General features: G+C 45.6%; 17 protein-coding genes. 5 read left to right on the forward strand and 12 right to left on the reverse strand.

Features of this window, described 5'->3' with window-relative positions:
• Positions 1 to 156 precede the first annotated feature (156 nt).
• Positions 157 to 342, forward strand: coding sequence for a hypothetical protein (locus tag C400_RS0103210; RefSeq protein ID WP_016820288.1), 186 nt, complete (start codon positions 157 to 159; stop codon positions 340 to 342).
• 181 nt (positions 343 to 523) lie between these two features.
• Here the strand turns inward: C400_RS0103210 and C400_RS0103215 are convergent, their stop codons facing one another.
• From C400_RS0103215 to isdC, 8 genes are all read right to left on the reverse strand, one after another.
• Positions 524 to 2152, reverse strand: coding sequence for an ABC-F family ATP-binding cassette domain-containing protein (locus tag C400_RS0103215; RefSeq protein WP_017425955.1), 1629 nt, complete (start codon positions 2150 to 2152; stop codon positions 524 to 526).
• A gap of 214 nt (positions 2153 to 2366) precedes the next feature.
• Positions 2367 to 3200 carry an ABC transporter ATP-binding protein gene (locus tag C400_RS0103220; protein ID WP_017425956.1) on the reverse strand — a complete coding sequence of 278 codons (834 nt, stop codon included), beginning with the start codon at positions 3198 to 3200 and terminating at the stop codon, positions 2367 to 2369.
• Positions 3190 to 4173, reverse strand: coding sequence for a FecCD family ABC transporter permease (locus C400_RS0103225; RefSeq protein ID WP_017425957.1), 984 nt, complete (start codon positions 4171 to 4173; stop codon positions 3190 to 3192). The genes C400_RS0103220 and C400_RS0103225 overlap by 11 nt, the downstream gene beginning before the upstream one ends.
• A 14-nt stretch (positions 4174 to 4187) precedes the next feature.
• Positions 4188 to 5147 carry a heme ABC transporter substrate-binding protein IsdE gene (gene isdE, locus C400_RS0103230; RefSeq protein WP_017425958.1) on the reverse strand — a complete coding sequence of 320 codons (960 nt, stop codon included), beginning with the start codon at positions 5145 to 5147 and terminating at the stop codon, positions 4188 to 4190.
• 157 nt (positions 5148 to 5304) lie between these two features.
• Positions 5305 to 9672: an NEAT domain-containing protein gene (locus C400_RS0103235; protein ID WP_017425959.1), complete on the reverse strand. Its 4368-nt coding sequence runs from the start codon at positions 9670 to 9672 to the stop codon at positions 5305 to 5307.
• A 99-nt stretch (positions 9673 to 9771) separates the two neighbouring features.
• The gene (locus C400_RS0103240; RefSeq protein ID WP_016820293.1) at positions 9772 to 10269 is read right to left on the reverse strand and encodes an NEAT domain-containing protein; all 498 of its coding nucleotides are present in this window, start codon (positions 10267 to 10269) and stop codon (positions 9772 to 9774) included.
• Between the two features lie 31 nt (positions 10270 to 10300).
• The gene (locus tag C400_RS0103245; protein WP_017425960.1) at positions 10301 to 10768 is read right to left on the reverse strand and encodes an NEAT domain-containing protein; all 468 of its coding nucleotides are present in this window, start codon (positions 10766 to 10768) and stop codon (positions 10301 to 10303) included.
• 72 nt (positions 10769 to 10840) lie between these two features.
• Positions 10841 to 11356 carry a heme uptake protein IsdC gene (gene isdC / locus C400_RS0103250; RefSeq protein ID WP_017425961.1) on the reverse strand — a complete coding sequence of 172 codons (516 nt, stop codon included), beginning with the start codon at positions 11354 to 11356 and terminating at the stop codon, positions 10841 to 10843.
• A gap of 399 nt (positions 11357 to 11755) precedes the next feature.
• On the opposite strand from isdC, the gene C400_RS0103255 reads away from it, so the two are divergent.
• From C400_RS0103255 to isdG, 4 genes are read left to right on the forward strand one after another with little or no spacing between them, the layout of a single operon-like run.
• Entirely contained in the window at positions 11756 to 12733 is a 978-nt protein-coding gene (locus tag C400_RS0103255; RefSeq protein ID WP_017425962.1) for an ABC transporter substrate-binding protein, read from the forward strand.
• A gap of 9 nt (positions 12734 to 12742) precedes the next feature.
• Positions 12743 to 13741: a FecCD family ABC transporter permease gene (locus C400_RS0103260; protein ID WP_017425963.1), complete on the forward strand. Its 999-nt coding sequence runs from the start codon at positions 12743 to 12745 to the stop codon at positions 13739 to 13741.
• A complete protein-coding gene (locus C400_RS0103265) occupies positions 13738 to 14529 on the forward strand; it encodes an ABC transporter ATP-binding protein (RefSeq protein ID WP_017425964.1) in 792 nt (263 codons plus the stop codon). Before C400_RS0103260 ends, C400_RS0103265 begins: the two co-directional genes overlap by 4 nt.
• A gap of 1 nt (position 14530) precedes the next feature.
• A complete protein-coding gene (isdG, locus tag C400_RS0103270; RefSeq protein ID WP_016820299.1) occupies positions 14531 to 14881 on the forward strand; it encodes a heme oxygenase in 351 nt (116 codons plus the stop codon).
• Positions 14882 to 14973: 92 nt separating this feature from the next.
• On the opposite strand, the gene C400_RS0103275 is transcribed toward isdG, so the two are convergent.
• The 4 genes from C400_RS0103275 to C400_RS0103290 all read right to left on the reverse strand — a co-directional run bounded on the left by C400_RS0103275 (position 14974) and on the right by C400_RS0103290 (position 18686).
• On the reverse strand, positions 14974 to 15984 hold the full coding sequence (locus tag C400_RS0103275) for an MBL fold metallo-hydrolase (RefSeq protein WP_017425965.1): 1011 nt from the start codon (positions 15982 to 15984) through the stop codon (positions 14974 to 14976).
• Between the two features lie 210 nt (positions 15985 to 16194).
• Positions 16195 to 16305 (reverse strand): cytochrome bd oxidase small subunit CydS, encoded by a 111-nt coding sequence (cydS, locus tag C400_RS28625; RefSeq protein ID WP_014278118.1) that lies wholly within the window; start codon positions 16303 to 16305, stop codon positions 16195 to 16197.
• A gap of 6 nt (positions 16306 to 16311) precedes the next feature.
• On the reverse strand, positions 16312 to 17343 hold the full coding sequence (locus tag C400_RS0103285) for a cytochrome d ubiquinol oxidase subunit II (protein WP_017425966.1): 1032 nt from the start codon (positions 17341 to 17343) through the stop codon (positions 16312 to 16314).
• Positions 17340 to 18686 carry a cytochrome ubiquinol oxidase subunit I gene (locus C400_RS0103290; protein WP_017425967.1) on the reverse strand — a complete coding sequence of 449 codons (1347 nt, stop codon included), beginning with the start codon at positions 18684 to 18686 and terminating at the stop codon, positions 17340 to 17342. The genes C400_RS0103285 and C400_RS0103290 overlap by 4 nt, the downstream gene beginning before the upstream one ends.
• Between the last annotated feature and the right edge of the window lie 255 nt (positions 18687 to 18941).

An 18941-nucleotide genomic window follows, 5' to 3' on the forward strand; every position in this document is an offset into this window, starting at 1 on the left:
AAACAGACATATCTCCTCTTGCCTCACTCCAGCGATGTGTTATCATTGTTGCCCTTGTCCCTTCTTTTAAAAACGTATAAAATGAGGACACAGCCGCGTTTTTCTTCAATCCAGCATGATTGACATGAATCTGGCGGCAACAGGAGGAATTTATTCATGAGCGATGCTAAGGAACCACGTAAAATTAATCTCGCAGATGCTATTCGCGAAAAGCTGGCACAAAAAAAACAGCAGTCCGGCGCTTCACAGCAGGGCGGCTTTCAAGGCGGTTCCACCAAAACACTGAAAAGCCAAAATACGAAGAAGCCGAACAACCAACGCCGTCGTACAGGCGGATCATAAGCCACTCCATAGACTTTATAGGGTACCGAGATCAGGCGGGATCTATCTTGACTCACTCTCGGAACCAAGTAAGCTAAGGGTCATGGCACAAAACGAAAAAAGAGGAGTCTCCCGGCCAAGGCAATGGCCTGATGGAGCTCCTCTTTCGTTTATCTATTTGCTGAAATTAGCGGTTCGGATGTTAGCCGATTTCTACCGGATACATGCGTTCACGCAATTGAGCGATTTCTTCATTTTCCAAGTATTCATCATAGCTCATCGTACGGTCGATTACGCCGTTTGGTGTAATTTCCACGATGCGATTCGCGATGGTTTGAATGAACTGATGGTCATGAGAAGTGAACAAAATAGTCCCGTCAAAATCGATCAGACCATTGTTCAGCGCTGTGATAGATTCCAAGTCCAAGTGGTTGGTCGGTTCTTCCAGAAGCAGTACGTTAGCACCGTTCAGCATCATTTTTGCCAGCATACAGCGAACCTTTTCTCCCCCGGACAGCACACTTGCTTTCTTAAGCGCTTCTTCGCCTGAGAAAAGCATACGTCCCAAGAAGCCGCGCAGGAACGTTTCATCCTGATCCTTGGAATATTGACGCAACCAGTCCACCAGATTCAGATCCACACCTTCAAAATAAGTGGAGTTATCTTTCGGGAAATACGCTTGGCTCGTTGTAATCCCCCAGGAAAATTCACCATTATCCGCTTCCAGTTCGTTCATCAAGATCTGGAAGAGCGTTGTTTTAGGGAGACCGTTCGGACCTACAAACGCAATTTTATCGCCTTTGTTCACGACCAGACTGAACTCGTTCAGTACTTGCTCACCTTCCACGGTTTTACTGAGACTATCTACAGTCAGCAATTGTTTGCCCGCTTCACGCTCAGGCTTGAAGTTAATGAACGGATATTTACGGTTCGATGGACGGATGTCGTCCAGCGTAATTTTATCCAGTTGCTTTTTACGCGAAGTTGCTTGTTTGGACTTGGAAGCATTCGCAGAAAAGCGCTGAATAAAGGCTTGCAGTTCTTTGATTTTTTCTTCCTTTTTCTTGTTCGCATCGCGAGCCAGTGTAAGTGCAAGCTGGCTGGACTCGTACCAGAAGTCATAGTTTCCGACATACATCTGGATTTTACCAAAATCAATATCCGCAATATGCGTACATACCTTGTTCAGGAAGTGACGATCATGGGATACAACAATGACAGTGCCTTCATAGTCCATCAGGAAGTTCTCCAGCCACTGAATGGATTCGAGATCCAAATGGTTGGTAGGCTCATCAAGCAGCAAATTATTCGGACGACCAAACAACGCTTGTGCCAACAGAATGCGCACTTTGTCATTGCCGCTCATTTCAGCCATTTTTTTGTCATGAAGATCACGCGGAATCCCCAGACCGATCAACAATGCAGCCGCATCCGGCTCGGCATCCCAACCGTTCAGCTCTGCAAATTCGCCTTCCAATTCACCAGCACGCAAACCGTCTGCTTCGGAAAACTCCGCTTTAGCGTACAGTGCATCCTTTTCCTTCATGATTTCATACAGACGCGTATGACCCATAATAACGGTTTCCAGAACCGGAAATTCATCGTATTCATAATGGTTCTGCTTGAGGACAGCCATCCGTTCGCCCGGTGTCATGTGAACCTCACCTGAATTGGCTTCGATTTCACCGGAAAGAATTTTCAAAAAGGTGGACTTACCCGCGCCATTCGCCCCAATCAGGCCGTAGCAGTTCCCAGGAGTAAATTTGATATTTACGTCTTCAAAAAGTGGGCGTTTACCATAACGAAGCGTTACGCCGCTTGTACTGATCATATAAGCATACCATCCTTATCATTAGTAAAGTGCTAAACACAAAATTACCGACGGCAATAGTATAACACACAAAAGATCGGATTCGAACCGTAGTCTAAGCAGAACTGCCCCTGAATCTCATCCAATATCTTATAAATAAAATAAAAAAATGCTTCTGTCCTCACGATTGTCACCTGACAAACACCTGGATCAGAACCATTTTTATGTTTTAAATTCAATGAGATAACTCAAGGACAGATACCTTACACTCTCTCTGTGCGTGTAAATGTTCGGAATCTCCGACGCCTATCGGAATAAGATACATGCCCGCCTCCTCGTCCTGTCTTATGACTACCTTCACACCATAGACTGCCTGAATCAGTTCGGATGTAACGACCTCTATAGGCGAACCATTCGCTATTATGCGTCCTTCTTTCATAGCGATCATCACATCACTATACCGAATAGCCTGATTAATATCATGCAGCACCATCACGATGGTCAGTCCGTGCTCCTGATTGAGCTGCCGAATAAGCTCCAAAATCTCAAGCTGGTAATACATATCCAGATAGGTGGTCGGCTCATCTAAAAATAAAATCGGCGTTCGCTGTGCCAAGGCCATTGCAATCCACACACGCTGCCGTTCTCCTCCTGAGAGCTGATCCAGTGTATGTGTCCTGCGTTCCTCCAGATTGGTGCAGGCTATAGCCCATTCGACTGCTTCCTCGTCCTCGTCCCGGCTGGATGTGAACATGCTCTTATGAGGCAGTCTTCCGAAGCTGACGAGTTTTTCTACTGTCAGGTCAGAGGGCGCTTCGTTCTGCTGATGAACTACCGCCAATTGACGGGCCAGTTCCTTGGGCTTGTAGTGGGCTATCTCCTTGCCATCCAGAACCACCTGGCCCTTGCGAGGAACGGCATTGTTGGACATCACATTGAGCAGTGTCGATTTGCCGCATCCATTGGGCCCAATAATCGTAGTAATTCGTCCCCGTTCAATAACAGCATTGATCGCATGTAGACGATCTGTTTTTCGATCATAGGAGAAGGTTATATCTTTAATGTCCATAGGTGCGATCCGCCTTTCTGATCAGGAATATCAGGAATGGTCCGCCAATGACTGCCATAATAATAGAGGCCGGAATTTCATTGGGAGCAAGCACCGTTCGCCCCAGCGTATCCGCAAGCAACAGCAGCAAACCGCCGCATAAGGCAGAAAACGGAATCAGCCACTTATGATCCGAGCCAACCAGGTAGCGGGCACAATGCGGAACGAGCAGGCCGATAAAAGCAATCACTCCTGCGATAGCTGTAGCCGTTGCTGCAAGCAGCACTGCTATCACAGAAATTAAAAGTCGTGCACGTGTCACGTTAAGGCCCAAATTTTTAGCCGTTTTATCTTGAAGGGACAAGAAATTACACCAAGAGAAGACGAGCATGGCCAAAATTAAACCAATTCCGCCATAAGTCACAATCACCTCGACATCTACCCATTTTTTCATAGACAAGGTTGAGGTGGTGACCTGGTTAATGCTGGTGACCGCATAACTGCCCCGATAGTTAAACGACTGACCTAGGCCGGAAAAGATGGCGTTTACTGCCACCCCAATCAGAATAAGTCGAATGGGATGCAAGCCAGATTTCCATGAAAATCCGTAGACCATTAGGCAGGCCAACGCACCGCCGATAAATGAAAAGAACGGCATCCAGAAATAAAACGCGGGAAAGAGGGTCACCGCCATCAGCGAGACCAAGGCCGCTCCCGAAGAAATGCCGATCACCCCGGAATCTGCCAGCGGGTTTTTCATGACGGCTTGCAGCAAAACGCCCGCCACTGCAAGGGCTGCACCCGCCATCACAGCTACGATAATTCTCGGTAGTCTAAGATCCTTGACCACATTCACCTGATCATCTGTTCCTGTCCACAATCCGGCCACCAACTGACTCAAATTCACCTTGAGGCTGCCTGTCATCGCTGAGTACAGCATGACACCGACAAGTAAGACAATTACAACAATAAGGCTCCATAACTTTTTGGACATGTCATCAGCTTCCTTTAATTCGAAGGATACAGCATTTTCATCAGCTCATCCAGCGCAGAGCTTGCCGCTAAATTCCCAGTGGTGCCAAACAACGGTTCAGGCAAATCATAAACATGCCCCTTTTTCACAGCGTTGAAATGCTTCCAGATATCGTTAGTTTTGAACTCTTCATCGAACATTTTTACAACCTCATCCGGCATCCCGTGTGCAGCACGCAAAATGATATCAGGATTGGATTGCTGCAAGGCTTCGGTATTGTGGGCTATGAACTCCACCTTCTCACCTTGAACCACATTTGTCCCGCCTGCAATTTTAACCAGATCCCCAATATAGGAATGTTCGGTAGCCACCAGATAGCTTCCCGGAACACCCAGTAGAATTAGTACTTTAGGAGACTTCTTGCCTTTAATTTTTTGCTGAATCTCAGTAACTTTGGCATCCAAGGCCCCATTAATCTCTTTCGCCTTTTCAGCTTTATCAAATCGGTCTCCCAGCTTTTGAATTTCCTTTTGCATATTCGCAAGGCTTTCAAAATTCAAAAACTCAGCATTAATGTTTAGGTCCTTAAACTTAGGCTCCAAATCATATTTGAGTGTGGTCACCGAAAGCACATCTGTAGGTTTCAAGGACATTACTTTTTCCATATCAGGACTCATCGGATTTCCCACATCAGAAACATCCTTGTAACGATCAGGCAATACTTTGGTGCTTGTTGGCTTGCCAGCCAAATCCAAGCCCAGCGCATCTGTAATTTCAGAAATGGCTACTGTAGTCGCCACAATACGTGGAGTTGCTGTTTTATCATCAGACGACTTTCCGCTTGCATCTGATGCTGCCGTTGAAGTCGAACCATCGCTATGGTTCTGTCCAGCCTGTGCTCCCCCGGAACATCCGGCCAGCAACAAGATCATGATGCCTATTAACATATAGAAACCAAACGTTTTCCTTTGAGCCAAAGCTGCATACTGTTTCATGAAAATCCAATCACCTCAATTCAAAATATAGAGCAACAGCGTGGGTCCCAATTTCTCGGGTATGTAAATGCTGACAAGTCTTGATGCCGGGGCACCAAGACTTGCTCGCATACAAGCTTTGCTGTTATTCAGGCTTTATTGATGTCATAACCTGAGGTTATTTCACCTTTAGGCTTGCTTCATCAAATTGGAACTGAACCGTATACCAGTGATCATATGGTACTCCGCCAAGGACCAAACCAGGCACAATGACGTGTGTGTAAGCACTGATTTTCTGGGACAAGTCCCCTACCTCAAATTGGACGATACGTGTATCACCGGATGTCGAGATCACTTCCACATCTTTTAGGGTACCGTTTTGCTCCACTTGTAGGGTTGGCATCCAAGAGCTGTTTTTCAAAGAGACTTGGATATAACGCTTGTCTCCCTTTTCAATCAATGTGGCTGGTTTATCGAGATAACCATCCATAACGGACGCTTCATTTGTTTTGTCTTTAAATACGTTGTAATTGATCGTGTATTGCTTCTCGGAAGCCGTTTGAACTGGTTGCTCAACTGCTGGTTTTGCTTCAGCTACCGGTGTGGTCGTTTCTGCTGCTTTGTCCGTAGAAGCTGCTGTCGGTTCAGTAGCGGTTGCAGTTGTTGCTGCATTAACTCCCTCACCTTTAAGTGACGCACGGTCAAATTGAATCTGTCCGCCGAATTTCTCATTAAAAATGTACTTCTCAGGCAGATATACCTGTGTGTACACACTCAGCTTTTTATCCAGATCAGGTACTTCGAAGGCAATTGTGTGTGTATCCCCTTTTGTGTCGGAAGCCACAATCGTTGGATTAGCATAACGGCCCTCAAAGTCCGTTTGGAATAATTTCAAAGCCTGATTGTCTGTTACGGTTACATGGGCCTTGACCTTACCATTTTTCACAATCAACTTCGCCAGACTCTGTACAAATGGAGCCACCAAAGAATCCTTGTCCGTTCCGTTCGCAAGCACACGGAAGTTCGCAGTGTACTCTCCATCGGCTAAGTTATTTTTCCCCTGTTCTACTTTGTCTGCTTTGGTTTCGTTGTGATAAGATACATTACTGGTATCGAATTTAAATTCAAAATCATATACCTTTTCTACTCGATCCTCCGCCTTGAAAACCATCGGCGCGCTACTTGCCACTTTAGGAGCTTCGTAGACAACCAGTTGACCTTTTACGTTGTTCTTAAAGTCACTCACACTGAAACGAACGTCCTTCGTATTACTTGCTGCATCTTCCCGGGTCACTTCTGCATCCTGATAACCTCCACTTGCGTTATCCCAAATGCGCAGCGCCTTAACTTCATTACTGTTTTGCAGCTTCAGACCTACAAACCGTTTGTCGCCTTCCACGACCAATTGCGCTGGTTCATTAGTGATGAAGCGTTGAGCCGGAGAATCAGATCCTGTGACACCATCTGGCAGCACAATGCTGAATTTCAATGCATATTTACCATTGGCAAGCTTGTCGAAATCCAATTTAACGATAGGATCAGCTGCCCCTGAAGAAGTAGGCTCCACAAAGCTGCGAATGGTAGCAGGCTCGAATTGGAACTGCACATCATATACGTGGTCGTAAGGGATGCCACCCAAATCCAATCCAGGTACGATGACATGCGTATTCACTGTAACTTTATCTGAAAGATTAGGCACTTCAAATTGTACTGTTCTTGTATCTGCAGAGGTGGACTGTTCAACCACCTGAGCTTCAGAACCATTTACTTTAAACGTTTTAATCCAGCTGCTCTTGTCCATTTTAATTTGAATGATATTTTTACCAGACTGTTTTAACAGTGTAGCTGGCTTTTGCATATACCCATCCATCACAGATATTTCATTGCTTCCGTTTTTGAGTACGGAGAAATCAATGCTGTATCTGCCATTTTCAACTGGGGTTGTGGTTCCGTTATCCGGTCCTTTAGCAGTAATGCTGCTGCGGTCAAATTGAAGACGAAGCTTATGATCCATCTCATAAACCCCACCTGGATAGGTGGTGCTCACATGGACCTGTGCATTCAGAATAGCGTCCAAATCGGCTACTTTGAATTTCACAACACGTGTATTAGCATTCTTGTCCTCACTTACGATATCTGCATCTGCCAACGTTCCGTTTTGTTCTGTTTTAAACTCTGTCACGGTGGTGCTGTCTTTGATGGTAAAGGAGGCTTCATACTTGCCTTTTGATACCGTCAGCGTGGCCGGAGATAATAAATATTGCGCCATGGCCGATTTTTGATCTTTGGTTGCGTGCAGCGCATCGAAATTGATCGAATACGTTCCATCAGCTAAATTCTTTCCGGGCGTGCCTGGTGTGCCTGGCGTCCCAGGATCAACCGGGGTTGGAGTATTCGTAATGCTGTTTTTATCAAATTGAAGTCGAAGTTTATGATCCATCTCATAAACCCCACCTGGGTAGGTCGTGCTTACATGGACCTGTGCATTCAAAATCGCGTCCAAATCGGCTACTTTGAATTTCACAACACGCGTATTGGCTGTCTTGTCCTCGCTTACAATGTCTGCATCCGTTAATGTCCCGTTTTGTTCTGTCTTGAACTCTGTTACGGTAGTGCTGTCTTTAATGGTAAAGGAAACTTCCTTTTGTCCTTTTGCTACCGTTAAAGTCGCTGGAGACAACAGATATTGCGCCATTGCGGATGGCTGATCTTTGGTTGCATGCAGGGTATTAAAGTTAATAGCATACGTTCCATCTGCCAAGCTAGGTGATGTAGGTGCAGAAGCCAATTGAAGATCTACATTATAGGTATGCACGTAGCCCAGTTCAGGCCAGTTGATACTTACCCATGCGCTTAACTTAGCAGGTATTTCTTTAACCTCGAATTCAATAACTCGTGTATTCGCAGTTTTGTCTTCACTTACTGTAGCAACATTAGTTAATACTCCGTTTTGTTCTACCTTAAAACCATCAATCTGCTCACTCTTTTTCAAGGTAAAACGAACATACTTCTTGCCATTACGTTCAATCAAGGTGCCTGGTTTCTCTGTATACCCATCCATCATAGAAACTTCATTCGTTCCATCCTTCAAAAGAGTGAAGTCCAGATTGGATGTCGTTTCTGGAGAGCTTCCATTTTCTGTGATACTATTTTTATCGAACTGAAGACGAAGTTTATGGTCCATCTCATAAACCCCACCTGGATAAGTCGTGCTCACATGGACCTGTGCATTCAAAATTGCGTCCAAATCAGCTACCTTGAATTTCACAACACGCGTGTTGGCTGTCTTGTCCTCACTTACAATATCTGCATCCGTTAATGTCCCGTTTTGCTCTGTTTTGAATTCAGTTACGGTAGTGCTGTCTTTAATGGTGAAGGAAACTTCTTTTTGTCCCTTCAATACCGTCAAAGTCGCCGGAGACAACAGATATTGGGCCATGGCCGATGGCTGATCTTTGGTTGCATGCAAAGTATCAAAGTTAATAGAGTACGTTCCATCCGCCAAAGTTGTTGGTACAGGTACAGAAGCCAACTGCAGATCTACATTATAAGTATGCACGTAGCCCAACTCAGGCCAGTTGATGCTCACCCATGCATTCAGCTTGGCTGGTAGTTCTTTTACTTCAAACTCGATAACTCGTGTATTCGCTTTCTGGTCTTCACTTACAATAGAGGTGTCAGTTAACACTCCATTTTGCTCTACCTTAAAGCCATCAATTTGCTTACTATTCTTTAACGTAAACTGGGCATATTGTTTGCCTCCACGCTCAATTAGCGAGCCTGGCTTCTCCGTATACCCATCCATCATGGACTTTTCCTCTGTTCCATCTTTCAAGAGGGTAAAGTCCAAATCAGTTAATTTTTCTCCTGTGCCAGGAGGCGTTACCGGCGGTGTCACTGGTGGAACCGTTGGATTCTCGGTTGAGTTTTTAAGTCTCAAACTGGAAGGATCAAACTCAATCCATTCCTTCACTGAACGCTCCGGATCGGTATCTACATACCATGGAGAACTGCTGTTAAATCCAAACTCCGTATTTACATTTTGATGAAAATCATAAACATCGAAGCTTACCGTTCCCGAAGCTTTTCCGGAATCTACTTCTATTTTGGCGGGAACCGTTTCCCCGTTTTGTTCAACTAGAAATTTCGAAAGCCCTTGAGCCTCTGCAAATTTAAATGAAAAATGGTATTTTCCATCTTTAATAATCAAATCTCCAGGGTAGGTATAATTTGTTTTAAAACTCGAATCCTTGGTGCTTCCACTGACTGTCTTGCGCAAAGGCTTATAATCAATCAGGTATTCTCCATCTGCATAAGTCGCTTCAGTTGTTGTTATAGCATTCGTAGGCTCAACATATGGACCGGGCAGTTCTACCGGATACTCATAAGTAGCATACGTAGCACTAGTCACTGTAGTGCTTGAGTCAGGCAAATTTGACGAAGTGGATTCATCCTCGGGTGTTGCTCCTGCGTATGGTGAAAATAAAGAAAACAACATTAGAATAGCAGCGAATGTCGTAATATATTTGTTCAATCGGCTTTTCAAGGTGATGTATCCCCCTACTTAAAATATACTCATTTGGAGCTTTGGAACTAAGCTCCAAATGAGCATTCAGTTCAAAATCATTATCTCAAAAAGAAACCCTTAGATATCACTGTCGTCGAATTGGAATTGAACAACATAGTCGTGATCGTAAGGAATGCCGCCAGTGTATTCTTTTGGTACACTTACATGCAACTTAACGTTCAATTTTTGAGCAAAATTACTTACAGGAAACTCTACTATTCTTGTATCACCCGATGTACTTACCACAGTCGCGTTCACATACTGGCCGTTTTGTTGCGTTTTGAATTCAGTAACCCAAGCACTTTTAGTAATAGCTACTCGCACTTTGTATTGACCATTTGTAACAATCAGTGTGGCTGGTTTTTTTACATAACCATTGGTATCCATGTAAGAAGGCTCAGTGGTTCCATCTTTATAAACGGTATAAGGCAATTGATACGTTCCATTAGGCAAAGCCGCGTTCGCTTGATTAGCTGAGAATGGGGCTAGTACCACAAAAACAAGCGCAGCCATCAATACAGTGAGCATTACTTTTTTTAGAGACAATTTCTCCATACGATTCATAATCATGTTCATGTTTTAATCTCCTTTTACGTTTTATTTTGGATTAGATTTCGTCGAATTGCAGTTGTACATCATACTTGCCTGTGTAGCCAATCACTGGGATGGTAATTTCAGCGTAAGCATTTACTTTGGCATTCAGGTCAGCCACTTCGAATTCCACGACACGAGTGTTGTTCGCCGTATTTGTGCTTACTACAGTCGCATCTTGCAATACGCCATTTTGCTCTACTTTGAACGCCGTAATCAGATTGCTGCTTTTCACAGTCAGACGAACGACATTTTTGCCATTAGCTACCGTAACCTGAGCAGGCTTCGTCAGATAGCTGTCCAATCGAGAAGTTTCATTGGTTTGATCCTTCAGAACGGTATAATCTACGTTATACGTGCCGTCGGCTGCTGCTGCTTTAGCAGAAAGTGGAGCCATCAGTGCAAAAACAAGTGCTGTCATGATCAGTGCTACGAATGCCTTCTTGAAAGAAAATTGCTCAAAGCGATTCATTACCATATTCATATCTACACACACTCCTCAATTTTTTATGCTTGAATTTATGTTGATTTTATGAACGATAAAGATGGCTTCAATTTACTTTTTGGAAGATTTGGCTGATTTCGCTGACTGGACGGCTGCAACTTTTTTGATGCTTTTGGAATCAAAAGCGAAGCGGATCGTATAGTCATGATCGTAATTGTAAGCAGGGACAGTAACATGGATTTTAGAGATCAACGGGCTGTTGACACTCGCAATGGGAAATTGCACGGTGCGAGTATCGGCTTTGGCATCCTTTTGGATGACCTTGGTATCAATGATTTTACCTTTGTAATCCACTTTAAACCCGGTTGTCCATTCGCTATGATTCAGCTTAATTTGCATGGTCATTTGACCTTTTTTTACATACAACTTAGCTGGTTTTTCAAAATAATCATTTGCCATGGACACCGAATCATTTTCTGCCTTGAGAATATTGTATTTGAGCGTGTATGTACCATCCGCCAATTTCGGAGAAGCCGCAGCGGCTCCTACAGATGACGAAGTTGGCCAAAAGCTCAGCACACTCACCAGCAGAAACACAGCAATAATTGCAGAATACCCCTTCTTCATTTTGACAGCAGTCCCTCCCCACGAGAATATAACTAATTGATTATCATTCTCAATTGATAATTTAAAAAAAATAGCTCTTTTCGAGCTTGTCTCCCCACCTCTCTATTCCATAATTTCGCAAAATCAAGTAAACCCATCACCAATATATCTTACACTTTTCGAAAATGTCAATATGTATTTGTGTGTACGTAATCCCTTGATATATGCTATTTTTTAATAAAAATTTGTAGTTCCTTCTTCTATAATTCGAATGACTCTCTTTTGTTTTTAGTTCAAAATTTATTTAAAAAATTGCTTTTTTCAATTGACAATACTCAGTGATATTCATTATCATTCTCTTATACATAAATGAAAATGATTATCATTATTGTTTAACTTGAAAATTGCAGGAGGAATAACATGAAATCTTATGTGTTGTGGTCGTCCGCAGCGCTTTTATTGGCAGTTACCGGATGTAGTAATGGTACCTCCGCAGATCACAAACCAGCCAGCGCTTCCGTATCTACCGCCTCAAGCACGACAAGCGGCGCGACGATTCAAGTTACTGACTTTTCAAAACGGACGTTGGCGTTTCAAAAGGTCCCTCAACATATCGTTGCGCTCAGCAATGTCGATCTGGATATTATTTACGCATTAGGCGGGACAGCCGTGGGCAGACCCAACTCCAATGGACCTTCCGTCGTACCTGCTGCTGAAAACGTTCAGCAAATAGGCTCCACCCATGAAGTGGATCTGGAGAAAATCACGATGCTCAAACCGGATGTCGTGCTAGGCAATTATCCTATGAATGAAAAAGACATTCCAGCTATTGAAGGAGTCGGTTCACAACTACTGCTGACTGGGGCCAATTCAGTTCAGGATATCCAGTCACAAATTACGCTGTTCGGACAATTACTGCAAAAGCAGGCCGGGGCCGTAAAGCTGAACCAACAAATTGACCAACAGGTAGTCAAGCTGCAAAAAGAAACAGCCTCTACCTCCAAACCGAAGGTGTTGCTGGTTTACGGAGCCCCGGCCACGTACATGGCGGCGCTGCCGAATTCTCTAGGCGGAAATATTTTGGAAGTTGCAGGTGGCTCCAATATCGCCGCTGATTTTCCGGGCCTGCAAAATTTCCCGCAATATGCGCAGTTGAACACAGAACGCATCGTACAAGCTGACCCTGATTACATTTTCATCATGACCCATGGTAATACGGAAGAGGTTAAAGCCGCATTTATAAAGGAAATGCAGGAAAATGCAGCTTGGAACGGAATCCGGGCAGTCCAAAACAATCAGGTCGAAGTTTTACCTTCAGATTTGTTCGGGACGAATCCGGGGACACGGGTCACTAAAGCGCTGGATTTGATGCACCAAAAGCTGTATCCGGCGAAATAGGCGATGACGATGAACAAACTACAGCGCACCAGAAGACGCACCATCGCCTGGATTACCCTTCCGATCTTACTGCTAGCTGTCTCTGTGTACGGTCTGGCCTACGGTTCGGTGTCGATTCCACTTCAAGAAATCAATCAGGTTTTGCTACATCATGATGAATCCACATATCGCACGATCCTAATGGATCTCCGACTACCCAGAGTGTTGGTGGGTTTACTGGTAGGCGCTTGTCTCGCAGCTTCAGGAGCACTTCTTCAAGGTGTCATGAAAAATCCATTGGCTGACCCAGGCATTATTGGGGTATCGGCTGGAGGTGGACTTGCAGCCGTCTTTACGATGGTGATGCTTCCACAGCTTAGTTACCTTCTTCCGGTAACGGCCTTTTTGGGAGCCTTTCTGAGTGCGATCGTCATTTACCTGCTGGCTTGGGACCGAGGGGCTTCCCCTGTCAAAATTGTACTGGCTGGTGTTGCAATCAACGCGTTGCTGGGCGCGCTCACCAACGGAGTAATGGTCATGTACAGCGACCGCGTACAGGCTGTACTTCCTTGGCTATCTGGCGGGTTAAATGGACGCAGCTGGCATCATCTGGAGTTCATGGCTCCTTACGCTATCATTGGCTTAATCGCCTCTTTGTTTGCGATTAAGCCTGCGAATTTGCTGCTGCTGGGCGACGATTCAGCACAGTTGCTGGGCCAGCGGGTAGAGCTTCAACGGATGCTCATTATCTTGCTCTCTGCCCTGCTCGCTGGCACAGCGGTCAGTGTAGCCGGGCTGATCGGGTTCGTAGGACTGGTCGTTCCCCATGTTATAAGGCTACTCATCGGGGAAGATTATCGTTTCCTCCTCCCCCTTTCCATTGTGGGCGGTGGGACACTGGTTGTCCTAGCGGATACAGTGGCACGCTCTTGGTTTGATCCGATTGAACTGCCTGTCGGTATTTTGCTGGCCGTCATTGGGGCACCGTTCTTCTTAATCCTACTCAAGAAACGGGGGAACTTCGGATGACAGCCATTCAGGGTGAGCATCTTTCCTTACAACGCGGATATTTCCAGCTGGACGATGTGAACATTACCTTGCCCGCCGGACAACTCACTGCCATTGTCGGTCCCAACGGCTCAGGCAAGTCTACGCTTTTGCGGATTTTGACCCGGCTGCTCAAGCAGGATCAGGGCAAGGTTTCCGTACTGGGCAGGCCCGTAGAGGAATATAAACGGCGTGATTTTGCCCAGACGATTACCATGCTGCCGCAAATGAAGGACATGCTGCCGTTATTAACAGTCCGTGAGCTGGTCGCTTACGGAAGATCCCCTCATACCAAGGGTTTGAGGACAAGTCCTACCAGGCAAGACCAGCATATTATCGACCATGTCATGGGAATCACAGGCATCAAGCCCTATGCAGATCGGATGTTCCATACTCTATCGGGAGGTGAACAACAAAAAGCGCGAATTGCAATGGCCTTGGCCCAACAAACGGGTATTCTTTTACTCGATGAACCAACCACTTTTCTGGATATCGCCCATCAATTTGAAGTTATGGATATGCTGCGGCGTATCAATCACGAGTCCGGCTTGACGATTGTTATGGTACTGCATGATTTGCAGCAAGCTGCGGCCTATTGTCATCATATGATTGCGCTTAAAAAGGGACGAATCGCCGTCGCTGGCGAACCCCGTCAGATTTTGACGTCTGCTTTTCTTCGCGACATTTATGAAATGAACGCTACCATCAAATTTGAGGATGGCTATCCGGTTATTATACCGACCATACCACATCATTCAGGAGGAATTTAATATGGTTATCGTTACAAATACATCTAAAATTACACCGGGCAATGCCCACCTGCTCATCGAAAGATTTAACAAAGAAGGACAGGTTGAAAAAATGGAAGGCTTCCTCGGTCTGGAAGTGCTGCTGACGGAAAACACGAAGGATTATGAGGAAGTAACGATTAGCACACGCTGGCAGGAAAAAGAGAACTTCCAAGGCTGGACGAAAAGTGAAGCGTTCCGCGAATCCCACAACCACCGTCAAATTCCAGACTATATTATTGAAAACAAAATTACATTTTATGAGGTTAAAATCGTTCGTCATCCCATCTCGAACAATGATTCCTCTTTGGCGAGTGATATCGAAGCCGTTTAATTCTGGACGGTAGCCTAAAACTAGAAAAAGCGGCTCGGCAGGCAAATTCATTGTCCACCGAGTCGCTTATTTTATATACGTTACTGAACCCTTCAGATTCTAGTTGAGCAACGGCGCCCAATTTTCAGCGTCTCTCCGTGCCCCAGTACATGGATGCGTTCCTTTGCAATCCCCAAGCGCTCTCGCTCCACTTCAAGACGATCCAGCGCCTCTCTCGGCGTATCGTCCGCCAGCTTAAAGGCTCCATAGTGCATCGGGATCATCTGATCTGCGCCGCAATCCACAAAGCCCTGCAACGCCTCCTCCGGTGTCACATGCTGTGAGGTCATGAACCATTCCGGTTCATACGCACCAATCGGCATAAAGGTCAGATCAATAGCAAAGCGCTCGCCAATCTCCTTAAACCCACGGAAATATCCGGTGTCTCCCACAAAATACAACGTAGGTGCCTCCGCTGAGTCTGATTCTGCGTGAGCATCTGACCCTGCAACAGACGTGGCAGAACCGATCACCTGCTGCTCACTTTGCAGAACGTATCCACCCCAATGTGAAGTATTGGTATCAAACGGCGTACGCCGTGTCCAGTGCTGTGCCGGAACAAATGTAATCCGCACTCCACCTACCGTAAAATGCTCCCACCATTGCAGCTCATGGCAGTTGCGAAAGCCTTTGCGGATCATTTTCGACTTTAACCCCGAGGGGACGAGTATCAATGTATCTGCACGATATAACTTCCGCAACGATGCCAAATGTAAATGATCATAATGCGAATGTGACAGCAGAATGATATCCAGCGGTGGCACATCCTGAATGCGAATGCCGGGCGGAGCCAATCTTTTATCAAAAGCCATACGCTCTGCCCACACCGGATCGGTGACCATATTCAGCCCAAGGTACTGAATGAAAAAGGTTGAATGGCCCACCCAGGTCGCCGTCGCCATTTCCCGATTATGATGCAAAAACTCCAGCTCCGGGAGATGGTTGGGCACAACGAACGTGTAATCCTTTATTTTGCTGCGTCGCTCCTGCCGCCATTGTCTGAATTGCTTGATGGTTTTATCGGTATTTACATGATCCATATTGTTAAAACGCACTTTAGGCATGATGCAGCCCCCTCCCTGACAGACCCGTTCTCCAAAAAACACAACGGTTCAATTTAACTATATATTGTCACTCAAATGTGATCATGAAATGATGCAACATCCTGAACTATGTAAAGTATAATTCAATCACATCTGTAAAGGAAATTCTGCGATAATACAGCAAAAACAGACCTCCCGGATCTATCAGAAGGCCTGCTCCACATGTTATTGTCAGTCCTGTGGATTTTTAAAGCGTGCCGAATAAATAAACAAAAACACAATCGCCACCACGATAATGATCGGCGACTCATACATGATCGTAAAATGCTCGAAAGCAACCACTCTAACTCACCCCTTCTTTCCCGCTTGTCCTCGTACATACTTTGCATCGAACAGAAACAATCTCAATATCAGGATCAGCGAAGGAATCAGCACCAGCAGACCCGCAACAAACGCCGTAATCAATGCATACGCCATCGTAGAATTCGTAAAGCTGTTATATACATTAATGTAGGGATACAGAACATACGGAAGATGTGAGCGGCCATAGCCATACCAGGCAAATGCAAATTGCAGCATCACCAGGATGAAGGAGATACCCAAATGCCGCCGCTGCCAGACCAGATACACTGCTCCCACAAAGCATATGAAGGATGCGACAAACATCCAGGCCATACTAAGCATATTGGCAAAATGGTCTGGATTTTGTTTGTTAATCTGGAAAAATGCGAACAAACTCGCCAAAATCGTAGGAGCACTCCAGAGTAACGCGTACCCTCGTACGATTTCAAAAGCGACCTTGTCCCCTGCCCTTTTGGCATAAAAGGACAAAAACATCGCCGATATATACAATACACTCACCAGCGCCAGAATAATAACTGCCCACGTGTAAGGGTTGCTTAATAGCTGGCCCCATTGCAGATGAACACCTGTGCTGTTCTCTATAATAATGCCGCCTTCTGAAATAGCGAGGACCGTCGACAGTGCCGCGGGAATCAGCAGCCCAGTCGCACCGTACAATGCCATGTAGACGATATTATTTTTACCCGAATGCCCATACGTATTGTAAGCATAATATACTCCCCGGATCGCGAGCAGCACAATCGCAATACTGCCGGGAACGAGTAACGCCGTACCATAGTAATAAGCCGCATCCGGGAAGAACCCGTTTAATCCCACCACAAAAAAGATGAGAAATACGTTCGTTACCTCCCATACCGGAGACAGATATCGTTGAATGATATTGTGGATTTTATTCTGGTGGCCTGTCAGCACGCTGTAAAAGCTGAAAAAGCCTGCACCAAAATCAATGGACGCCACAAGCAAATATCCAAACAGGAAGGTCCACAATATAGCGATACCTACAATTTCATAGCTCACTTGCCTTCAGCCCCTTCCAGGCCCAGCTGTCTTATCTCTTCCACGGCATCCTTATTACGGAATAGCTTGCTGAGTACCTTGATGGCCGAGAAGCACAACACCAGATACAAAATAACAAACAACACTAGCATCCACCCAACACTTGTAGAAGTGGTTGCTGCTTCGGACACCTTCATATATCCGCGTAAAATCCACGGCTGTCTGCCGACCTCTGCAAACATCCAGCCCAGCTCAATAGCTACCATCGCCATCGGTCCGACCAGAATGAGCGCTAGCAGCAGCCATTTGGGGTAGGGTTTGCGACCTGGCAAACGCATACGGATCAGATACAGCAGTGGGATGACGAGAATCAGCACTCCTGTGGTGATCTTGAGGTCAAACATATAATGAATAGACAGCGGCGGACGCTCCTCCACCGGATAGTCATTTAACCCCTTAACCTCCGTACTAGGCAAATTACCTGCCAGGATACTAAGTGCATAAGGCACTTTCAGGGCATATTTGATTTCACCGTTTTCGTCCATAAAGCCGCCATATACAAAGGGGGCGTGCGTCATTGTATCAAAATGCCATTCGGCGGCAGCCAGCTTCTCCGGCTGATATTTGGCCAGAAATTTGCCAGATGCGTCTCCAATCAGCACTGTGCTGATGGCAAATACAATGGTACAGGTGGCCGTCAGCTTCAGCGCCTTTTTAAAATAAGGGTGATTACGCCCCCGCAGCATGCTGTAAGCAGCCAGCCCCATCAGCACCCCTGCGCTCAATGTATACGAGGAAGCCAGTACATGGGACACTTTGGTCGGCGTGGCCGGGTTTAGCATAGCCTCGATGGGATGAATATTGGTCATGACTCCATTTTTGAGTGTAAAGCCTTGAGGTTGGTTCATGAACGAGTTCACAGTCGTAATAAAAACCGCTGAGGCAGACGAGGCAATCGCTACCGGGATGAGCAGCATCAAGTGAAAATATTTACTTTTAAACCGATCCCAGGTATACAAATAGATGCCTAGGAATATTGCTTCGATAAAGAAAGCAAACGTCTCTAAAAACAGGGGCAGCGCAATCGCTTGTCCGGCCACCCGCATAAAGGTAGGCCACAGCAAACTGAGCTGTAGACCAATGGAGGTGCCTGTCACGACGCCCACGGCGACAGTAATGACAAATCCCCGAGCCCACCGCCGTGCCAGCAGTGTATAATGCGGATCACCAGTTCGCAGCCCGCGCCATTCTGCAAGTGCAATCATTAAGGGTACGCCAACGCCGATGGATGCAAATACGATATGAACAAACAGGGTAATTCCGGTCAGCATCCGGCTTAGCAATACAGGGTCCAGTGAAGACAAATGGGTTTCACTCCTTCATTTCACATTTTTAATAGGGAAAACTTCGAATTCACTCATGATTACCAACTAGGGAGTCAAGCGAGCTATGCTTTTAATTACGGCATATAGCATAATGGCCGCAATTACTATACATACAATAATGAGCGTTCTTTCCTGCTTGCGGAACATAGGAACGCCTCCTTCACTTATCTTTTGGCGCATTTTGGTAACCTATTTACAGTTTGGTTCATTCAGCTGATTTTTAACCCTGCTTCT

The organism is Paenibacillus sp. ICGEB2008 (genome assembly GCF_000307675.1).
Classification (GTDB): domain Bacteria; phylum Bacillota; class Bacilli; order Paenibacillales; family Paenibacillaceae; genus Paenibacillus; species Paenibacillus polymyxa.